Annotated in this window: 16 protein-coding genes; 6 read left to right on the top strand and 10 right to left on the bottom strand. The window is 64.6% G+C overall.

All coding sequences use genetic code 11. The annotated features are described in order from the left end of the window. Window position 1: 1 nt before the first annotated feature. The 9 genes from VEC01_RS12810 to dapC form a co-directional block, all read right to left on the bottom strand. The gene (locus VEC01_RS12810) at window positions 2-568 is read right to left on the bottom strand and encodes a GNAT family protein (RefSeq protein ID WP_324901276.1); all 567 of its coding nucleotides are present in this window, start codon (window positions 566-568) and stop codon (window positions 2-4) included. Window positions 569-589: 21 nt separating this feature from the next. Then, the gene (locus tag VEC01_RS12805; protein WP_324901275.1) at window positions 590-1,696 is read right to left on the bottom strand and encodes a CaiB/BaiF CoA-transferase family protein; all 1,107 of its coding nucleotides are present in this window, start codon (window positions 1,694-1,696) and stop codon (window positions 590-592) included. A 24-nt stretch (window positions 1,697-1,720) separates the two neighbouring features. Then, window positions 1,721-3,703 (bottom strand): ATP-binding cassette domain-containing protein, encoded by a 1,983-nt coding sequence (locus tag VEC01_RS12800; RefSeq protein ID WP_324901274.1) that lies wholly within the window; start codon window positions 3,701-3,703, stop codon window positions 1,721-1,723. Further along, entirely contained in the window at window positions 3,700-4,587 is an 888-nt protein-coding gene (gene prmB / locus VEC01_RS12795) for a 50S ribosomal protein L3 N(5)-glutamine methyltransferase (RefSeq protein WP_324901273.1), read from the bottom strand. The genes VEC01_RS12800 and prmB overlap by 4 nt, the downstream gene beginning before the upstream one ends. Window positions 4,588-4,639: 52 nt before the next feature. After that, window positions 4,640-5,767 (bottom strand): succinyl-diaminopimelate desuccinylase, encoded by a 1,128-nt coding sequence (gene dapE, locus VEC01_RS12790; RefSeq protein WP_324901272.1) that lies wholly within the window; start codon window positions 5,765-5,767, stop codon window positions 4,640-4,642. 3 nt (window positions 5,768-5,770) lie between these two features. Further along, the gene (locus VEC01_RS12785) at window positions 5,771-6,124 is read right to left on the bottom strand and encodes an ArsC family reductase (RefSeq protein WP_324901271.1); all 354 of its coding nucleotides are present in this window, start codon (window positions 6,122-6,124) and stop codon (window positions 5,771-5,773) included. Between the two features lies 1 nt (window position 6,125). Continuing rightward, window positions 6,126-7,262: a PilT/PilU family type 4a pilus ATPase gene (locus VEC01_RS12780; RefSeq protein WP_324901270.1), complete on the bottom strand. Its 1,137-nt coding sequence runs from the start codon at window positions 7,260-7,262 to the stop codon at window positions 6,126-6,128. Between the two features lie 92 nt (window positions 7,263-7,354). Continuing rightward, window positions 7,355-8,182, bottom strand: coding sequence for a 2,3,4,5-tetrahydropyridine-2,6-dicarboxylate N-succinyltransferase (gene dapD, locus VEC01_RS12775; protein WP_324901269.1), 828 nt, complete (start codon window positions 8,180-8,182; stop codon window positions 7,355-7,357). 26 nt (window positions 8,183-8,208) lie between these two features. After that, window positions 8,209-9,426, bottom strand: a complete 1,218-nt coding sequence (dapC, locus tag VEC01_RS12770; RefSeq protein ID WP_324901268.1) for a succinyldiaminopimelate transaminase — start codon at window positions 9,424-9,426, stop codon at window positions 8,209-8,211. Between the two features lie 188 nt (window positions 9,427-9,614). Here dapC and smc point away from each other — a divergent pair, with 188 nt between their 5' ends. Next, window positions 9,615-13,145 carry a chromosome segregation protein SMC gene (gene smc / locus VEC01_RS12765; protein ID WP_324901267.1) on the top strand — a complete coding sequence of 1,177 codons (3,531 nt, stop codon included), beginning with the start codon at window positions 9,615-9,617 and terminating at the stop codon, window positions 13,143-13,145. A 49-nt stretch (window positions 13,146-13,194) separates the two neighbouring features. On the opposite strand, the gene VEC01_RS12760 is transcribed toward smc, so the two are convergent. Beyond that, window positions 13,195-13,431: a hypothetical protein gene (locus tag VEC01_RS12760; protein ID WP_324901266.1), complete on the bottom strand. Its 237-nt coding sequence runs from the start codon at window positions 13,429-13,431 to the stop codon at window positions 13,195-13,197. A gap of 579 nt (window positions 13,432-14,010) precedes the next feature. Between VEC01_RS12760 and VEC01_RS12755 the strand changes: the two genes are divergently transcribed. The 5 genes from VEC01_RS12755 to VEC01_RS12735 all read left to right on the top strand — a co-directional run. Then, window positions 14,011-15,084 carry a cell division protein ZipA C-terminal FtsZ-binding domain-containing protein gene (locus tag VEC01_RS12755; RefSeq protein ID WP_324901265.1) on the top strand — a complete coding sequence of 358 codons (1,074 nt, stop codon included), beginning with the start codon at window positions 14,011-14,013 and terminating at the stop codon, window positions 15,082-15,084. A 3-nt stretch (window positions 15,085-15,087) separates the two neighbouring features. Then, window positions 15,088-17,553 carry an NAD-dependent DNA ligase LigA gene (gene ligA, locus VEC01_RS12750; RefSeq protein ID WP_324901264.1) on the top strand — a complete coding sequence of 822 codons (2,466 nt, stop codon included), beginning with the start codon at window positions 15,088-15,090 and terminating at the stop codon, window positions 17,551-17,553. After that, window positions 17,550-18,425 (top strand): UTP--glucose-1-phosphate uridylyltransferase GalU, encoded by an 876-nt coding sequence (galU, locus tag VEC01_RS12745; RefSeq protein WP_324901263.1) that lies wholly within the window; start codon window positions 17,550-17,552, stop codon window positions 18,423-18,425. The genes ligA and galU overlap by 4 nt, the downstream gene beginning before the upstream one ends. Then, complete coding sequence (def, locus tag VEC01_RS12740) at window positions 18,422-18,958, top strand: peptide deformylase (RefSeq protein ID WP_324901262.1); 537 nt, start codon at window positions 18,422-18,424, stop codon at window positions 18,956-18,958. The genes galU and def overlap by 4 nt, the downstream gene beginning before the upstream one ends. A gap of 96 nt (window positions 18,959-19,054) precedes the next feature. After that, window positions 19,055-19,593, top strand: a 539-nt coding sequence (locus tag VEC01_RS12735; RefSeq protein ID WP_324901261.1) for an NAD(P)H-dependent oxidoreductase, incomplete at its 3' end; no start/stop codon positions are given.

The raw sequence follows: 19,593 nt of genomic DNA, 5'->3' as shown, positions 1-19,593 counted from the left end.
GTCAGTCGTTGCCGATCCCGCGCGCCCGCCAATCCGGTTCGAGCAGCGAGTAGCAGTTCAGGTCATGATAACGGTGGTTCCAGTACGCTTGTTCGCGGTGCACGCCTTCGAAACGGAAACCGAGGCGGGCCGCGAGCCGGATCGACGCGGCATTGTCCGGATGGGTTTCCGCTTGCACCCGGTGCAGCGCCATCACATTGAATCCGTAGTCCAGCACCGCCTCCAGCGCCTCGCGCATATACCCCTGGCCCTGGCAGTCGCGGCGGATCTCGTAGCCGATCACGCAGTTGCGCCAGCTCTTGTTCCAGCGAAACAAGCCGCAGGTGCCGATCAGCTCCCTGTCATCGCGCCGTTCCAGCGCCCAGCGGTATCCGGTGCCGGCGCTGAACCAACCCGCGAACAGATCGGCCAGCTGCTCGGCCTGCTCCAGCGTGACGACCGGATCCACGCCATACCAGCGCATCCATTCGGTGTCGGAGTGGATCGCGAACAGGGCCGGCGCGTCGGCGCGCGCCACCTGCCGCAGCAGCAGGCGGTCGGTGCGAAGCTTTGGAAAGAGGCGGCCCACGTCGTGCAACCGGTCGCCGGCTCAGGCCCGGAATTTCACCGCCGGACCGGCAGCCCAGTACGGACCTTCGGTCGGATGTTCCTTGCGTTCGGCCATTCCGCGCGCCTGGAGCAAGGGATGGGCGAGCGCTTCGTCGGCGCGCAGGACCGGCGTCACGCAGCAGTCGGCGGCCGCGAATTTCGCGGTCCAGGCGGCAAGCGTATGTTGCGCGAAGATCGCGTCGAGCTCGGCCTTTACCGCCTTCGCATCGTCGCCGCCCACCTGCTGGCCCAGGCTCCAGTGGCGCTTTTTCAGGTCGGGCCGGCCCAGCACCTCGCAGCAGGATTCCCAGAACTTCAGTTCGAGCGCGCCCACCGCCATGTAGCGGTTGTCGCTGGTGCGGTAGACGTTGTAGCAGGGCACGCCGCCGGTGAGCAGGTCGCGTCCGGGCGGGGCCGTCCGCCCGAAATTATTGACCGCGACCAGCGGCATGATGTTGTGCGCGAACACTGCATCCGTCATCGATACGTCGACGAAGCGGCCCTTGCCGCTGGCGCGCGCGCCGATCAGCGCCGCGAGGATGCCTTGCACCGCGGCCTGCGCGCCGCCGAGCAGGTCGCCGATCTGCAGGTTCGGCAGCGCCGGGATGCCGTCCGGGCCGACGTTCTGTTCCAGCATGCCGGCCATGCCGACATAGTTGATGTCATGGCCGGCGAGCTGCGCGAACGGACCGTCCTGGCCGTAGCCGGAAATCGCGCACATCACGAGCTTCGGATTACGCCGGCGCAGCACTTCCCAGCCGACGCCGAGCTTGTCCATCACGCCCGGGCGGAAGCTTTCGACGACCACGTCGGCACTCTCGGCCAGCTTCAGGAATTCGTCGCGCTGCGCGGCATCCTTGAAGTCCAGCCGCATGCCGCGCTTGCCGCGGTTGACCGCGATGAAGAACTGCGACACTTCCTTGCGCACCGGTCCCATGGTGCGCGCATAATCGCCCAGCCCGGGATCCTCGATCTTGATCACTTCCGCGCCCATGTCGGCAAGATGCATCGTCGCCACCGGCCCCGGCAGCAGCCGGGTGAGGTCGAGTACGCGGATGCCTTGCAGGGGTTTGTCGATTGCGTCGCTTGCCTCGGTTGCCTCAGTCATGCGTCTCCTCCGTCTCGCCGGGACTCAGCCGGCCGTCAGTTTTTCCAGTTCATCCTGTTGTTCCAGCCACTCGGTTTCGAGTTGTTCCAGCTCCTTTGCCAGGTACGCCTGGTCGAGAATCAGGGCTTTCAGTTCTTCCTTGTTCGCATCGTCGTAGATCGACGGATCCGCCAGCCGCGCATCCACCTCGGTCTTGCGGACGTTCAGCTTTGCCATCTGTTCGTCCAGCCGCTTGATGCGCGACTCGATCGGCTTGCGCAGCGTCGACAGGCGCTGCCTTTCTTCCGCTTCCAGCCGGCGGCGTTCCTGCCGGTCTTCACGCGATCCTGCCTGTGCGGGCCCCGGCTCCGCCGGTTTTTCCGGCGAAGAGGGCAGCGGCGCATCCGCCTTCGCCAGCTTGGTCTTGAACAGCCAGTCCCGGTAGTCGTCGAGATCGCCGTCGAACGGCTGCAGCTTGCCTTCGGCAACAATCATGAACTGGTCGGTGGTGGCGCGCAGCAGGTGGCGGTCGTGCGAGACCAGCAGCAGCGTGCCCTCGAACTGCGCCAGCGCCATGGTCAGCGCCTCGCGCGTTTCGAGGTCGAGGTGGTTGGTCGGTTCATCCAGCAGCAGCAGGTTGGGGCGCTGCCAGACGATCAGCGCCAGCGCCAGGCGGGCCTTCTCGCCGCCGGAGAACGGTGCGATCTTGCTGGTGACCATCTCGCCGCCGAAATTGAAGCCACCGAGGAAGTTGCGCAGCTCCTGTTCGCGGGTGGTCGGCGCAATCCGCGTCAGGTGCCACAGCGGCGACTCGTCATGCCGCAGCATTTCCACCTGGTGCTGCGCGAAGTAGCCGATCGACAGTCCCTTCCCCAGGCGGGTGTCGCCGGCCAGCGCTTTCAGTTCCCCGGCAATGGTTTTCACCAGCGTCGACTTGCCGGCGCCGTTCACGCCGAGCAGGCCGATGCGCTGGCCGTTCTGCAATGAAAAATTGATGTTCGCGACCACCGGCTTGTCGCTGGCTTCCGCCATGCCGGGCTGGTGCACGCGGTAACCGGCGACCACGTCTTCCATCACCAGCAGCGGATTGGGCGCACTCAGCGGTTCGCGGAACTCGAAGGAAAACTCGGCGGCCGCGCGCAGCGGCGCCAGTTCGTCCATCTTCGCCAGCATCTTCATGCGGCTTTGCGCCTGCCTGGCCTTGGACGCCTTGGCCTTGAAGCGGTCGATGAAGGATTGCAGGTGAGCGCGCTGCCGGGCCTGCTTCTCGATGGACGCCTGGGTCAGCGCGATCTGCGCCGCGCGCTGCTTTTCGAACGCAGAATAATTGCCGGAATAACGCTTGAGCTTCCTGTCGTCGATATGCACGATCACGTTCACCACGCCGTCGAGGAAATCGCGATCGTGCGAGATGATGACCAGCGTGCCAGGATAGCGCTTGAGCCAGTCTTCCAGCCAGAGGATCGCGTCGAGGTCGAGGTGGTTGGTCGGTTCGTCCAGCAGCAGCAGGTCGGACGGGCACATCAGCGCCTGCGCCAGGTTCAGGCGCATGCGCCAGCCGCCGGAAAAGCTGGAAACCGGCTGCTGCATCTGTTCCAGCGAAAACCCGAGGCCGGTCAGCAGTTGCTCCGCGCGCGAGCGAACGGTATAGGCGTCGGCGTCCGCCAGCGCCGCGTGCAGTTCGGCGATCCGTGTGCCGCTGGCATCGTGGTCCGGATGGCCTTCCAGCTGCGCCAGTTCCGTTTCCAGGTGCCGCAGGTGGGCATCGCCGTCGATCGCGTATTCGATCGCCGCGCGGTCCAGTGCCGGCGTTTCCTGCGCCACGTATGCGAGGCGCCACTTGGCCGGAAAATCCACCTGCCCGAGATCGGCATGCAGTTCGCCGCGCAGCAGCGCGAACAGGCTGGACTTGCCGGCGCCGTTGGCGCCGATCAGGCCGATCTTCTCGCCGGGGTTGAGCGTCAGGTCGGTGTTTTCCAGCAGCGGCTTGATGCCGCGGGTAAGGCTGACTTGCTGAAGACGGATCATCGCTGCAACTGGTCCGCGGTCAGCAGGAACACCATGTCGTCGCCGGCACTGGTCGACAGCCAGGTCAGCTCCAGGTCGGCGAAGGCGGCCTCGGCAAACGGGCGCTCGTTGCCGATCTCCACGATCAGCAGGCCGTTTTCAGTCAGCCTTTCCGCCGCGCCGGCAACGATCCGGCGCACCAGGTCCATTCCGTCGGACCCGCCGGCAAGCGCAAGCTGCGGCTCGCAGCGGTATTCCGGCGGCAGCTTGCCCATCGACGTCGAATTGACGTACGGCGGGTTGGTGACGATCAGGTCGTACTTCTTCTGCGGCACTTCCGCGTACAGGTCGGATTCGATCAGCTTGATGCGATCCTGCAATTCATAGTCGTCGACGTTGCGGCGCGCAACCGCGAGCGCGTCGGGGGAAATGTCGACCGCGTCCACCTGCGCGTTCGGGAACGCGTCGGCCAGCATGATCGGCAGGCAGCCGGAGCCGGTGCACAGCTCGAGGATGTTGCCGATCGCATCCGGGTCATCGACCCAGGGCGTGAAGCGCTCCGGGATCAGTTCCGCGATGAAGGAGCGCGGCACGATCACGCGCTCATCCACGTAGAAGCGGTAGTTGCCGAGCCAGGCTTCGTTGGTGAGGTAGGCCGCGGGCACGCGATCGGCGGCGCGGCGTTCGATCACCTTCAGCACCGCGGCGGTTTCCTCGGGCAGCAGGCGCGCGTCAAGAAAGGGAGTGAGCTTGTCCAGCGGCAGCCCGAGCGTGTGCAGGATCAGGTAGGCCGCTTCGTCGAAGGCGTTGTCGCTGCCGTGGCCGAAGAACAGCTTGGCGCCGTTAAAGCGGGTGACTGCGTAGCGCAGCAGGTCGCGAATGGTGGAGAAATCGTTTGGGGTCATGAAAAATGGTTTCCGGAATCGGTAATCCCGCGCTGGGGGAGGGCGTGGCTGGCTACAGCAGCAGATTTTCCAGCGTGCGGCGGTAAATGTTCTTGAGCGGATCGATATCGCGCAATTCGATGTGCTCGTCGATCTTGTGGATGCTGCCGTTCAACGGGCCAAATTCGATCACCTGCGGGCAGATCTTCGCGATGAAGCGTCCATCCGAGGTGCCGCCGGTGGTAGACAGGTCGGCATCGACCCCGGTTTCCGCCTTGATCGCGGCGCAGACCGCGTCGCTCAATGCGCCGCGCGGCGTCAGGAACGGATAGCCGCTGATGGTCCACTTGATGTCGTAGTCGAAGTCGTGCTTGTTCAGGATTGCATGCACCCGGGCCTGCAAGCCTTCGGCGGTGCTGGCGGTCGAAAAGCGGAAATTGAAATCGATCACGACTTCGCCGGGAATCACGTTGGTCGCGCCGGTGCCGCCGTGGATGTTCGACATCTGCCAGGAAGTCGGCGAGTAGTATTCGTTGCCGTCGTCCCATTTTTCGGCCGCCAGTTCGGCCAGCGCCGGGGCGGCGAGGTGGATCGGGTTGCGCGCCATCTGCGGATAGGCGATGTGGCCCTGCACGCCCTTGATCGTCAGCTTGCCCGACATCGAGCCACGGCGGCCGTTCTTGATCGTGTCGCCCAGCTTGTCGGCCGACGTCGGTTCACCGACGATGCAGTAGTCAAGCTGCTCGCCGCGCGCCTTGAGATGGTTGCAGACGACGACGGTGCCGTCCGTCGCCGGGCCTTCCTCGTCGCTGGTCAGCAGGAAGCCGATCGAGCCCTTGTGGCCGGGATGGGCCTGGACGAATTCCTCGGATGCAATCACCATCGCCGCAATCGAGGTCTTCATATCGGCCGCGCCGCGGCCGTACAGCTTGCCGTCGCGCTGCGTCGGTACGAACGGATCGGAATGCCATTGGTCGAGCGGGCCGGTCGGCACCACGTCGGTGTGGCCGGCGAACACCACCAGCGGCTGTGTCGTGCCCTTGCGCGCCCAGAGGTTGGTGACGCCGCCCGATTCGATGGTTTCACATTGGAAACCGAGCGGCTCCAGCAGTTCGATCAGGCGGCGCTGGCAGCCCTTGTCTTCCGGGGTCACGGAGGACAAGGCGATCAGTTCTTCGGTCAGGGCCAGGGTTTTGCTCATGGATTACTTGGTAAAAATCTGTTGATAGAGCACGTCGGAAAAGCCGACATGCGTTTGCCTTGCATGCGACAGCACAGGACGCTTGATGACCGAAGGCAGTTCGAGCATCAGCGCCGCGGCGCCGGCGGCATCGCATACCGCCGCCTTGCGTTCCTCCGGCAAGCCGCGCCAGGTCGTTCCCTTGCGGTTGACCAGCACTTCCCAGTCGAGCTGGCCGAGCCATTCCTGTACCAGTGCGGCGCCCAGTCCGGCCTTCTTGAAGTCATGGAAATGGTAGTCGATGCCGTTCTGCGCCAGCCAGGTGCGCGCCTTCTTGACGGTGTCGCAATTCGGGATGCCGTAAAGGGTGACTGTCATATCAGACGTTGAGCGTGAATTCGGTGAAGGTGGGGCCGTCGTCCTTCTTCGGCTCCGGTTCCGGTTCGGGTTTCTTGGCGCCCTGGGAGTTGTTGATCAGCCAGTACAGGTTGGTTGCCGAATCGGCGTTCGCCAGCGCTTCTTCCTGCGTGACCACGCCGTCCTGGATCAGCTGCATCAGCGCCTGCTCGAAAGTCTGCGACCCGGGCGCCATGCTCTTTTCCAGCGCTTCCTTGATCTGGCTGATCTCGCCCTGTTCGATCAGTTCGGCCACGTGGCGGGTGTTGAGCAGCACCTCGACCGCGGCGCGCCGGCCGCCGTCCTTCGCCTGCACCAGCCGCTGCGAAATGATCGCCTTGATCGTCACCGCGAGATCGCCCAGCAGCGAAGGGCGCGTCTCGAGCGGATAGAAATTGATGATCCGGGTCAGCGCCTGGTAGCTGTTGTTCGCGTGCAGCGTCGCCACCACCAGGTGGCCGGATTGGGCGTACGCGAGCGCATTGGCCATCGTGTCCTTGTCGCGGATCTCGCCGATCAGGATGCAGTCCGGCGCCTGGCGCAACGCATTTTTCAGCGCAACCTGCAGGCTGTCCGCATCGGTGCCGATTTCGCGCTGGTTGACGATCGATCTCCTGTTCGTGAACAGGAATTCGATCGGGTCTTCCAGCGTCAGGATGTGGCCGCTCTTGTTGGCGTTGCGGTGGTCGAGCATCGCCGCAATGGTGGTCGACTTGCCGGAGCCGGTAGAACCGACCACCAGCACCAGGCCGCGCTTTTCCATGATGACCTCGGCCAGCACCGGCGGCACGTTGAGGTCGGCCAGGCGCGGGATTTCGCCGGGGATGTAGCGGAACACCGCCGACAGGCTCCCGCGCTGGCGGAACGCGGACAGGCGGAAGCTGCCAAGCCCGGGCACCGGGATGCCCATGTTCAGCTCGTTGTGGTCTTCCAGCTCCTGCAGCTGCTTCGCCGATGCCACCTCCGACAGCAGCGCCTTGATGGTCGCATTGTCCATCTTCTGCTGGTTTACCGGGAGGAGGTTGCCGTTGATCTTGATGTGCACCGGCGAGTTCACCGTGATGAACAGGTCCGATGCCTTCTTGTCCTTCATCAGCTGGAACAGGCGCTCCATTGCCATGATGCTCTCCTCTGAAAACCTGGAATAGGCAAGTGCCTGTTTCCTTTGCGATGCGCCTCGCCCGTGGTGCGGGAGAGGCGCCGGCGCACTGATTACGCGTCGCGCAGCAGTTCGTTGATGCCGGTCTTGGCGCGGGTCTTCGCATCCACGCGCTTGACGATCACCGCGCAGTACAGGCTGTACTTGCCGTCGGCGGAAGGCAGGTTGCCGGAGACGACGACCGAGCCGGCGGGGACGCGGCCGTAGCTGACCTCGCCGGTCGCGCGGTCGTAGATCTTGGTCGACTGGCCGATGTATACGCCCATCGAGATGACCGAGTTTTCCTCGACGATCACGCCTTCGACGATTTCCGAGCGGGCGCCGATGAAGCAGTTGTCTTCGATGATGGTCGGGTTGGCTTGCATCGGTTCCAGCACGCCGCCGATGCCGACGCCGCCGGACAGGTGCACGTTCTTGCCGATCTGCGCGCAGGAGCCGACCGTGGCCCAGGTGTCGACCATGGTGCCTTCATCGACATAGGCGCCGATGTTCACGTAGGACGGCATCAGCACCACGTTCTTGCCGATGAAGCTGCCGCGGCGGGCGACCGCCGGCGGCACCACGCGGAAGCCGCCCTTGGCGAAATCCTCGGCGGTGTAGCTGGCGAACTTGGTCGGCACCTTGTCGTAGAACTGCATGCTGCCGCCGGCCGGCATCGGCACGTTGTCTTCCAGGCGGAAGGAGAGCAGCACCGCCTTCTTCACCCACTGGTTCACCACCCAGTTGCCGCTGTCCTTCTGCGCCACGCGCAGCGTTCCCTGGTTGAGCTGTTCGAGCACATGGGCGACAGCGTCCCGCACTTCCGCGGGAGCGGACTTCGGGGAAAAATTGGCGCGGTCTTCCCAGGCCTGGTCGATGATCTGCTGGAGTTGTTGGGTCATTTGCTTTGCTTCGTGAAGTTGATGGATCAGGATAGTTTCTTGGTGAATTCGACGATGCGCTGCGCCGCCTCAAGGCATTCTTCCACCTCGGCGACCAGGGCCATGCGCACGCGGTTGCGTCCGGGGTTGACGCCGTGCGCCTCGCGCGCGAGATAGCTGCCGGGCAATACCGCCACATTATATTCGGCGTACAGGCGCTGCGCGTACTCGGTGTCGGACAGGCCGCCGGCCCCGTCCACCCGTGCCCAGAGGTAAAACGCCGCATCCGGCAATTGCACATCCAGCACTTCCTGCAAGAGCGGGGTGACTTGCCGGAACTTGGCGATGTACTTCGCCCGGTTTTCCTCGACATGGGTTTCGTCGTTCCATGCAGCCACCGAGGCGGCCTGGATCGCCGGGCTCATCGCGCTGCCATGGTAGGTGCGGTAGAGCAGGAATTTCTTCAGGATCGCGGCATCGCCGGCAACGAAGCCGGAACGCATGCCCGGCACGTTGGACCGCTTGGACAGGCTGGAAAACGCAATCAGGCGCGGGAAGCCGTCGCGGCCGAGCCTGTGCGCCGCTTCCAGTCCGCCCAGCGGCGCCTCTTCCTTGAAATAGATCTCGGAATAGCACTCGTCCGACGCGATCACGAAACCGTACTTGTCCGACAGCGCGAACAATTCCTTCCAGTCTTCCAGCGTCAGCACCGCGCCAGTCGGGTTGCCGGGCGAGCACAGGTACAGCAGCTGCACGCGCGGCCAGACCTCGGCCGGCACGCCACGGTAATCCGGGGCGAAATTGCGCGCGGGGTCGGAATTGACGAAGTAAGGCGCGGCGCCGGACAGGTAGGCCGCGCCCTCATAGATCTGGTAGAACGGATTGGGGCACATCACCAGCGGGCCTCCCTCCTGCGCGCCGCGGCTCGGGTCGATGATCGCCTGCGCGAAGGAAAACAGGGCCTCGCGCGAGCCGTTGACCGGCAAGACCTGGGTTGCCGCGTCGATCTTCGGCAAGCCGTAGCGCCGTTCCAGCCAGCCGGCGATCGCCGCGCGCAGCGCATCCGACCCGGCGGTCGCCGGATAGCCTGCCAGACCGCCAAGATTGTCCGTTACCGCATCCCGGATGAAAGCCGGCGTCGGGTGCTTCGGCTCGCCGATGCCCAGGCTGACCGGCGCATACGCGGAATTCGGCGTCACCCCCGAAAACAGCTGCTTGAGCTTTTCAAAGGGATAGGGTTGCAATTTGTTTAACAGCGGATTCACAGGGAAGGCAGTCCGAAAAAGGTGGGATGCAAAAAGACCAAAGGCGGCATTATACCGTCGGCGCATGCTGTTGGCCCGGCAATTCCCGCTATGAAAAAGCTGCCCCGGGGATGCGAAATGTTATGATAGGGCCCTTTCGCGAGGCGGCGCTCCGTGCCGGCCCCAACCAGTCAAGAACAGTCGATAAAGTGCGTCTAAATTCTATTAAGTTATCGGGATTCAAGTCTTTCGTCGATCCCACCAATTTCCAGGTCCCTGGGCAGTTGGTCGGCGTCGTGGGCCCGAACGGCTGCGGCAAGTCCAACATCATGGACGCGGTGCGCTGGGTGCTTGGCGAGTCCAAGGCATCCGAGCTGCGCGGCGAGTCCATGCAGGACGTCATCTTCAACGGCTCCACCAGCCGCAAGCCGGCCGGACGCGCATCGGTCGAGCTCGTCTTCGACAACAGCGACGGCCGCGCTGCGGGCCAGTGGAGCCAGTACGCGGAAATCGCGGTCAAGCGCACGCTCACCCGCGACGGCACGTCCACCTACTACATCAACAACCAGGCGGTGCGTCGGCGCGACATCCAGGACATTTTCCTCGGCACCGGCCTCGGCCCGCGGGCGTACGCGATCATCGGGCAGGGCATGATTTCGCGCATCATCGAAGCGCGGCCGGAAGACCTGCGCATCTTCCTCGAGGAAGCCGCCGGCGTGTCGAAGTACAAGGAACGCCGCCGCGAAACCGAGAACCGCCTGCATGACACGCGCGAAAACCTGACTCGCGTCGAGGACATCCTGCGCGAGCTCGGCACCAACCTCGAAAAGCTGGAAGCGCAGGCCGCGGTCGCGCAAAAGTTTCGCGAGCTGCAGGCCGACCAGGATGAAAAGCAGAAGCTGCTGTGGCTGTTGCGCAAGAACGAAGCGAAGGCCGAGCAGGAGAAGTTCTTCCGCGACATCGAGCGCGCGCAGACCGAGCTGGAGGAACAGACCGCGAAGCTGCGCCATGTCGAGACCGAGCTGGAGCACATGCGCCAGGCGCACTATGCAGCCGGCGACCGCATGCATACCGCGCAGGGCCACCTGTACCAGACCAACTCCGAGATCGGCAGCCTGGAAGCGCAGATCAAGTTCGTGATCGAGTCGCGCAACCGCCTGCAATCCCAGCTCAATTCGCTGACCGCGCAGCGCGACCAGTGGCAGCGCCAGGGCCAGCAGCAGCAGGAAGAGCTGGAGGAAGCCGAAATGCACCTCGAGGAGCACGGTTTGCGCGTCGAGCAGGCGCAGCAGGCGGCGCAGTCGCAGCATGACAACCTGCCGGCGCTGGAGCAGGCATGGCGCGAAGCGCAGCTGTCGACCACCGAGTCGCGCGGCAAGATCATGCAGGTCCAGCAGCAGATCGAGCTGGAGTCCGCGCATCAGCGCAATGCGTCGAACATCCTTGCCAACCTGGCATCGCGCAAGGAGCGCTTGCTGCAGGAAAAGAACGGCATGGCGCTGCCGGACACCGCGCACCTGAACAACCTGAAGATGCAGCTCGAGGAGAAGCAGGCGGCACTGGAAGAAGCGCGCATGCACCTCGAGGAGGCGCAGGAGCAGCAGCCGAAGCTGGAGGAAGAGCGCCGCGCCGCGCAGCAGCAGCTGAATGCAGAAACCGCCAACAATGCGCAGCTGGAGGCGCGCCTGGCCGCATTGAAGCAGCTGCAGGAAAACGTGCAGACCCAGGGCAAGGTGCAGCCGTGGCTGAAGAAGCACGAACTGGGCGAGCTGCCGCGCCTGTGGCAGAAGCTGCACATCGACCAGGGTTGGGAAACCGCGCTGGAATCGGTGTTGCGCGAACGCACCTCGGCGCTCGAGATGTCCAACCTCGACTGGGCCAAGGCTTTCTTCAACGACGCACCGCCGGCCAAGCTGGCGCTGTTCTCGCCGAACGCCGGCACGCCGGCCCCCGCACCCGAGGCGCCGGCCGGTCTGAAACCCTTCATCAACCTGCTGCAACTGAACGACCCGGGCCTGCGCGCGCTGCTGCAGGACTGGCTGCACAACGTGTTCGTCGCCGAGGATACCAACGCCGCCTTCGTCGACCGCGCCAAGCTGCCGGTGGGCGGCTATTTCGTGACGAAGCAGGGCCATGTGGTCGGCAAGACCAGCGTGCGCTTCTACGCGTCCGACTCTGAGCAGGACGGCATGCTGGCGCGCCAGCAGGAAATCGAAAACATCACCAAGCAGTTGCGTGCGCAGCAGATGCTGGCCGACGAGGCGAAGTCGCGCGCGGTGCGCGCCGAAGCGGCGCTGTCGCAGGCGATGCAGCGGCTGCAGGAACTGCGCCAGCGCGTCGGCGTCCTGACGCAGACCGCGCACAGCCTGCAGCTGGAAGTGATGAAGCTGTCCGAAGTGCAGGACCGCTATAACCAGCGCAGTACCCAGATCGAATCCGACCTCGCCGAAATTTCCGCGCACGAATCCGAGCAGTTGCAGGCGAAGGCGGAATCCGAAGCCAAGTTCGAACAGCTCGACATCGAGCTGGCCGAGCTGCAGGAAAAGCATGAAACCGGACAGACCGACTACCTGGCGAAGGAGCAGCAGCTCAACGACGCCCGCCTGCGCCTGCGTGAGCTGGAACGCGCCGCGCAGGAAGCCGAGTTTGCCGAGAAGGCGCACCGCAACAAGATCGAGGAGTTGAAGCGCAGTATCGCCACCGCGCTGGAGCAATCCGCCAAGCTGTTCGCGAGCATGCAGCAGGGCCATCTGGAACTGGAAAGCCTGGACGACCAGGCGGCCCAGGCCGGCCTGCAGGAGCTGCTCGACAGGCGCACCGACCAGGAGCGCGCGCTGGCCGATGCCCGCCACGAACTCGACCAGCTGACGCAGAAGCTGCGCCATTCCGAGGAGGCGCGCTTGCAGGCCGAGCGCAGCCTGCAGCCGCAGCGCGACAAGATCATGGAGCTGCAACTGAAGGAACAGGCGGCGCGCCTGAACCAGGAGCAGTATGCGCAGCAGCTTGCCGAGGCGCAGGCGGACGAAGCCGCATTGTCTGAAAAGCTGAACCCGGACCTCCGGCCGTCCTACCTGCAGGGTGAAGTGACGCGGCTGACCAATGCCATCGCCGCGCTGGGCGCGGTCAACCTGGCGGCGCTGGACGAACTGGCCGAAGCGTCAGAGCGCAAGAAATTCCTCGATTCCCAGCATGCCGACCTGACCGAAGCGATCAATACGCTGGAAGACGCAATCAACAAGATCGACAAGGAAACCCGCGAGTTGCTGCAGGACACCTTCGACAAGGTGAACAAGCATTTCGGCGAACTGTTCCCGGTACTGTTCGGCGGCGGCCAGGCCAAGCTGATCATGACCGGCGAGGAAATCCTCGACTCCGGCGTGCAGGTGATGGCGCAACCGCCGGGCAAGAAGAACGCGACGATCCACCTGCTGTCGGGCGGCGAAAAGGCGCTGACCGCGACTGCGCTGGTGTTTTCGATGTTCCAGCTCAATCCGGCGCCGTTCTGCCTGCTGGACGAAGTGGACGCGCCGCTGGACGACGCCAACACCGAGCGCTTCTGCAACATGGTCAAGCGCATGTCCTCGCAGACCCAGTTCCTGTTCATCTCGCACAACAAGATTGCGATGGAAATGGCGCAGCAGCTGATCGGCGTGACGATGCAGGAGCAGGGCGTTTCCCGTATCGTGGCGGTGGATATGGAATCGGCGGCGAATTTCGCGGCGGAGGCGCAGGCGGCCTGACGGAAGGAAAATCGTTTGCGGCAGGGCCTGCCGCAAACGACGGTAGCGTTCAGTTACGGGCGGAACGTGCGAGCGCCGCGCGCTTCTGGTAATAGGCGACGTTCATCTGCGCTTCCCGTGCTCGTTGCTGCTCGACATCGGCGCAGATCAGGTAATGCCGTTCGGCGCGCTGCAGCCACCAGTTCTGGATCGAGCGCAGGACGGGCGCCAGGGAAAGCATGCACAATTCCTGCAGCTTGAATTCTTTCGAACCGGAAATGTCGAAACGTGATTTGGCGGTGTGCATGTTCATTCCCGAAGACGCGATGCTTCCATTCTGTCGATTGATGTGGCCTGTGTAGGCGTGCGAGTGCCGTGGTTCGTCATGGCGGGTATACGCGCGGGACCTTGCGCTTCTTCCATGATCAGATTCCATGCAGTCCTCCAGTTAAAGAAAGGAATTTTGGGTTGCGTTTCGCTCTGCAGTTCGAAACCCGGCGCAGCAGGGACGGAGAGGGGCGCTTCTCTACGAACAATGTCGCTGCGGAATAGTTGTTATTCTATTGTTCACACTGTTTGCCTGTTATTGATGAGTGTCAACGGAGCGAACCCGATGTTTCGGCGCGGATCAATTCCTGGCGAAAATTTTCTCAACAGAAGCTTCTGAAAAGACGATGGAGCGCATTTCTGTACGGCTTGACAACTTAAATCACGGCCACTACTCTGGCTTGCTTTATGGCAAGGGGTGTGCCGCCAGCATCCGGTTTAACGCCGCGCACCGGGGTGCCGGCGTGGAACCGCTATATTCACTCTGAATGTCTTACATGACCCGATCACAAATCCGCGGATGGACGTCCCATCCCAATTCCAGCGAGGTAGGCGCGGCATGACGGAACTGCAAGCGAGCCTGATGGCAATCGGCGGCACCATCGTCGTCGGCGTCATCACCTATAACAAATGGCAGGAATACAAGGCGAAGAAAAGCGTTCAGCGCGCGTTTTCCTCCGAGCATGACGATGTGCTGATGCAGCCGCCGGCGACGGCGGGCGAGGGACGCCAGGAGCCGTCGCTCGCGCCCGAGGACGCACCGGCTCACGCCGATGTGGCGGCGGCCGGTGCGCTTCCGCAGCAGGGCGCGGCGGAACCCGTGGCCGCCGTGCCGCAGAAGGAATTGCCGGTCGACGACCTGATCGACTGCTCGATTTCTCTGACGATAGAAGCGCCGGTACGGGGCGAAAAGCTCCTGCCCAAGCTCCAGACGCTGCGCCACGTCGGCAACAAGCCGGTGCACTTCATTGGCCAGCGCGAGGACGGCGGCTGGGAACCGGTGGCGCACGGCAGCGCGTACCACAGCCTGTTCGCCGGGGTGCAGCTCGCGAACCGGAGCAGCCCGCTGAACGAAATCGAGTATTCGGAACTGATCGCGCGGCTGCGCCAGTTGTCCGACGACATCGATGCCGACCTCGATGTGCCGGACATGGGCCACGTGATGGCGCGCGCGCGTTCCCTGCATCAGTTCGTCGCCGAACATGATGCGCAGCTGAGCGTGAACGTGCAGTCTAAGGGCGCGCCGTGGGCGATCAATACCTTGCTCTCGGCGCTGGAGCGCCAGGGCTTCGACCTGCGCCCCGACGGCCGCCTCGTCATGCCGGACGGCGACGGCGGCGTCCTCTTTTCGCTCTCCACCAATGTGACGCTGGCAGCGGAAACCACATCGCGCCTGACCCTGCTGCTCGATGTGCCGCGGGTCGCGCCGCTGCGCGACGGCTTCGGCGCGATGACGGCCTGCGCGCGGATGCTGGCGGCGCGGCTGGACGGCGTGGTGGTGGACGACGGCAACCAGCCCCTGAGCGATGCCGCCCTGAACGAAATCGCGGAACAGGTCGCGGCGTTCTACAGCCACATGGAGAACGCCAATATCGCCGCCGGATCCACCCGCGCCTTGCGCCTGTTCAGCTGATCGATGCAACCCGACCTGTTTTCCAGTCCTGAGGACGCGGCAGGTGTGCCCGCCGCGGGATCGCCCGCCGCGGGAACGCCCGCCGCGGGAACGCCCCCCGGTCCTGATCCGGGCAACTGGCAGGAGAGGGCGGCATGGCTCAAGGCCGAGCTGAACCGCCACAACCATGCCTACTATGTGCTCGACAACCCGTCCATTCCCGACGCGGAATACGACAAACTGTTTCGCGAACTGGCCACGCTGGAGCAGACACATCCCGACCTGATCACCCCCGACTCTCCGACGCAGCGAGTCGGCGGCAAACCCTTGCCGCAATTCGCCCCGGTACGGCATGCGTTACCGATGCTGTCGATCCGTACCGAAACGGATACGACGGCAGGCGGCGCGCTCGCATTCGACGCCCGGGTGCGGCGCGAACTCGAACTGGGACCCGACGCGCCGCCGCTGCAATACGCGGCGGAACTCAAGTTCGACGGGCTGGCGCTCAATCTGCGCTACGAGAACGGCGTCCTGGTCCAGGCCGCCACCCGGGGCGACGGCGCGACCGGGGAAGACGTCACGCAGAATATCCGCACCATCCGGCAGATTCCGCTGCGTCTGAAAGGCTGCGACGCGCCTGTCCTCGAGGTGCGAGGTGAAGTCTACATGCGCCGCGATGCCTTCGAACGGATGAACGAACGCCAGCGCGAAAAGGGCGAGAAGGCCTTCGTCAACCCGCGCAACGCGGCGGCGGGGGCGGTGCGCCAGCTCGATTCCTCGATCACTGCGCAGCGGCCCCTCAGTTTCTTCGCGTACGGGCTCGGTGCGGTGCAGGGCTGGGACGCACCCGACTCGCACAGCGGCACGCTCGATGCGCTGGCAGCCATGGGCCTGCCGGTCAGCGAGGAGCGCCGCGTGGCCGTCGGCGCCGCCGGCCTGGTGGAATTTCACGCGCATGTTGCCGCGATCCGCGACACGCTGCCGTTCGACATCGACGGCGTCGTCTACAAGGTCAACAGCTACGCGCTGCAGCGGCGCCTCGGTTTCGTGTCGCGCGAACCGCGCTGGGCGGTTGCGCACAAGTACCCGGCCCAGGAGCAGATGACGGTCGTGCGCGACATCGACGTGCAGGTCGGGCGCACCGGCAAGCTGACCCCGGTCGCCAAGCTGGAGCCGGTGTTCGTGGGCGGCGTGACCGTGACCAACGCGACGCTGCACAACGAAGACGAAACGCGCAGGAAGGACGTGCGCGTCGGCGACACCGTGATCGTGCGGCGCGCGGGCGATGTGATTCCCGAGGTGGTCGGCGTGGTGCTGGAGCGGCGGCCGCAAGACGCGGGGCAGCCGTTCGACATGTTCCAGCGCCTGCAGGGCAAGTGCCCGGTCTGCGGCAGCCACATCGACCGGGAGCAGGGCGAGGCAGACTGGCGCTGCACCGGCGGACTGGTCTGCGCGGCGCAGCGCAAACAGGCAATCGCGCATTTCGCCGGACGCCGCATGATGGACATCGAAGGCCTCGGCGACCGCTACATCGAGAACCTGGTCGACCTCGGCTATGTGCACAGCATTGCCGACCTGTACCGTCTGACGCTTGACGACCTGCTGGAAATGAAGCGCCGTGCGGACGAACGCGACGGAATCACGCCGGAGACTGTGCAGAAGGGAAAGATCGCCACCAAGTGGGCGGAAAACCTGCTGGCGGCGATCGGCGCCAGCAAGAATCCGCCGCTGGAACGCCTGCTGTTCGCGCTCGGCATCCGCCACGTCGGCGAGACCACCGCGAAGACGCTGGCGGACTGGCTCGGCCGCCTCGACCACATACGGCATGCGCCGGCGGCCTTGCTGCGCGTGCTGCCCGACATCGGCGACACGGTGGCCGAAGCGATTGCCGAATTCTTTGCGGAAGAGCGGAATCAGCAGGCGCTTGACAAGCTGCTCGCCGCCAACGTCAAGCCGCGGGACGAGCGCGCGCCGAATGCGAAGCTGCGCGACAAGCTGGCGCAGGCGTCCCTGCTTGCGGCGCTGCGCATCCCGAAGTTTACCGAGACGCGCTGCCGGCAGGCGGCGGAAAAGGGCGCGGTCATCGCGGCGCTGGACGAACTCGCGCGTTCCGATACGATAGTCGTGCCGAACAACGTGCGGGAGTCGATCGCCGCGTGGCTGGCGGAAGACCGTCACCGGCGGCAAGTGGATGCGCTCGAACGGATGCGCGCAACACTGCTGGCGGAGTTGCCGGAAGGTGGCGCCGCCGACGAGGGACGGCTGGCGGGCAAGACTTTCGTCCTGACCGGCACGCTGCCGAACATGACGCGCGACGAGGCGCAGGCGCGCATCGAAGCTGCTGGCGGCAAGGTGTCCGGGTCGGTGTCGAAGAAGACTACCTATGTAGTTGCCGGTGAGGAAGCCGGAAGCAAGCTCACCAAGGCGCAGGAACTGGGCGTGCCCGTCATCGACGAGGCGGGGCTGCTGCGCCTGCTGGAAGAACAATGAACAGGATCAGAAAAGCGGTGTTCCCGGTTGCCGGCCTCGGCACACGTTTCTTGCCCGCCACCAAGGCGCAGCCGAAGGAAATGTTGCCGGTGGTCGACAAGCCGCTCATCCAGTATGCGGTCGAAGAGGCGGTCGCCGCCGGCATCACCGAGCTGGTGTTCGTCACCGGGCGCAACAAGCGCGCGATCGAGGATCATTTCGATGCGGCGCAGGAACTGGAAGACGAGCTCGAGGCCGCCGGCAAGACCAAGCTGCTCGAAGCGCTGCAAAATACCGTGCCGCCCAACGTGCACTGCATTTACATCCGCCAGCCGGCACCGCTCGGCCTTGGCCATGCGGTGCTGTGCGCGCGTCCGGTGATCGGCCGGGAACCGTTCGCCGTGCTGCTTGCCGATGACCTGATGGATGTGGATGCCGGGCAAAAACCGGTGCTCGCGCAGATGGTCGATGCCTACCATCGCGAGGGCGCAAGCCTGCTTGCGGTGCAGGACGTGCCGCGTGAAGAGACCCGGCAGTACGGCATCGTCAGCACCACGCCCTACAAGGCGGGATTGGAGCAGGTGCAGGGCATCGTCGAGAAGCCGGCGCCCGAGGCAGCGCCGTCGACGCTGGGCGTAGTCGGCCGCTACGTGCTGGGCAACAGGATCTTCGGTTGCCTGGAAGGCGTCGGCAAGGGGGCCGGCGGCGAAATCCAGCTTACCGACGGTATCGCCGAGCTGATGAAACACGAGCAGGTGCTCGCCCTGCGCTACGCCGGGCGCCGCTTCGATTGCGGCTCCAAGCTCGGCTATCTGCAGGCCACCGTGGAAATGGGATTGAAGCACCCGGACATGGGGGCGGCATTCGCACGTTACCTGGAGCAACGGAAATGAGCGTTCGTGACATCCTGAAAATGGGCGACCCGCGCCTGCTGCGGCAGGCGGAGCCGGTGATGCAGTTCGACACGCCGGCGCTGCATGCGCTGGTCGAGGACATGTTCGACACGATGCGTGCGGCCAACGGCGCCGGCCTGGCCGCGCCGCAAATCGGCGTCAACCTGCAGGTCGTGATCTTCGGTTTCAAGCACAACCCGCGTTATCCGGACGCGGAGCCGGTGCCGGAAACGATTCTGGTCAACCCAACCCTGACTCCGCTGTCCGCGGAAACCGAGGAAAGCTGGGAAGGCTGCCTGTCGGTGCCCGGCATGCGCGGCGTCGTGCCGCGCTGGACCCGCCTGCGCTACGAGGGGATGGACCAGTACGGCAAGCCGGTGGTGCGCGAGGCCGAAGGTTTCCACGCGCGGGTGGTGCAGCATGAATGCGACCATCTTTCCGGCATCCTTTATCCGATGCGCATCAAGGACTTTTCCCGCTTCGGCTTCGTCGACGTGCTGTTTCCCGGCCTGAACGACAGCGCCGACGACTGAACGCGAAACGGCTGCCGCGGCAGCGGCGGCGGCTTGCTGGTATTGTTGCTGGTGACGCCGCCGGAGGGCGGTACTGTTCAGGAATATGCCGCCATCATGTCTTCGAAGCCCCGCATCCTGCTGCTGTACGCGCATCCCGGCCACCGCCATTCGCGCGGCAACCGCCGCCTGCTCGAGGCGGCGCGCGCGGTCGACAATGTGCAGGTGCACGACCTGTATGAAAGCTATCCCGATTTCCACATCGATGTGGCGCATGAACAGCGTCTTCTGGAAGAAAGCAGCCTGATCGTCTTCCAGTTCCCGGTGCAGTGGTACAGCATGCCCGCGCTGCTGAAAGAGTGGGTGGACACGGTGCTGGAACACGGCTGGGCATACGGGCGCGGCGGCGATGCGCTCAGGAGCAAGGATTTCTGGCTGGTGGCGACCACCGGCGGCACGCAGTCGTCCTATGCGCCCGACGGTTATCACCACCGGCCTTTTTCCGATTTCCTGCCGCCCATCGAGCAAACCGTCCTGTTCTGCGGCATGCGCTGGCTGCCGCCGCTGATCCTGCATGGCGCGCGGCGCGTGGACGATGACATGCTGGAGCAGCATGCAGCGTCTTACGCGCGCATGCTCGCGTCCTATCCGGGCTG

The sequence above is a fragment of the Noviherbaspirillum sp. genome (assembly GCF_035627455.1).
In the GTDB taxonomy this organism is placed as follows: domain Bacteria; phylum Pseudomonadota; class Gammaproteobacteria; order Burkholderiales; family Burkholderiaceae_D; genus Noviherbaspirillum.
Note: the sequence above shows the minus strand (reverse complement) of the source record. Positions and strands in the feature narration are given on the sequence as shown.

What these genes read in the sequence shown, in the direction of transcription:
- VEC01_RS12785 (WP_324901271.1), bottom strand. Translation starts at nt 6,124, where the DNA reads ATGACAGTCACCCTTTACGGCATCCCGAATTGCGACACCGTCAAGAAG.
- dapD (WP_324901269.1), bottom strand. Translation starts at nt 8,182, where the DNA reads ATGACCCAACAACTCCAGCAGATCATCGACCAGGCCTGGGAAGACCGC.
- galU (WP_324901263.1), top strand. Translation starts at nt 17,550, where the DNA reads ATGAACAGGATCAGAAAAGCGGTGTTCCCGGTTGCCGGCCTCGGCACA.
- def (WP_324901262.1), top strand. Translation starts at nt 18,422, where the DNA reads ATGAGCGTTCGTGACATCCTGAAAATGGGCGACCCGCGCCTGCTGCGG.
- VEC01_RS12760 (WP_324901266.1), bottom strand. Translation starts at nt 13,431, where the DNA reads ATGCACACCGCCAAATCACGTTTCGACATTTCCGGTTCGAAAGAATTC.
- VEC01_RS12780 (WP_324901270.1), bottom strand. Translation starts at nt 7,262, where the DNA reads ATGGCAATGGAGCGCCTGTTCCAGCTGATGAAGGACAAGAAGGCATCG.
- VEC01_RS12755 (WP_324901265.1), top strand. Translation starts at nt 14,011, where the DNA reads ATGACGGAACTGCAAGCGAGCCTGATGGCAATCGGCGGCACCATCGTC.
- VEC01_RS12800 (WP_324901274.1), bottom strand. Translation starts at nt 3,703, where the DNA reads ATGATCCGTCTTCAGCAAGTCAGCCTTACCCGCGGCATCAAGCCGCTG.
- ligA (WP_324901264.1), top strand. Translation starts at nt 15,088, where the DNA reads ATGCAACCCGACCTGTTTTCCAGTCCTGAGGACGCGGCAGGTGTGCCC.
- prmB (WP_324901273.1), bottom strand. Translation starts at nt 4,587, where the DNA reads ATGACCCCAAACGATTTCTCCACCATTCGCGACCTGCTGCGCTACGCA.
- VEC01_RS12805 (WP_324901275.1), bottom strand. Translation starts at nt 1,696, where the DNA reads ATGACTGAGGCAACCGAGGCAAGCGACGCAATCGACAAACCCCTGCAA.
- dapE (WP_324901272.1), bottom strand. Translation starts at nt 5,767, where the DNA reads ATGAGCAAAACCCTGGCCCTGACCGAAGAACTGATCGCCTTGTCCTCC.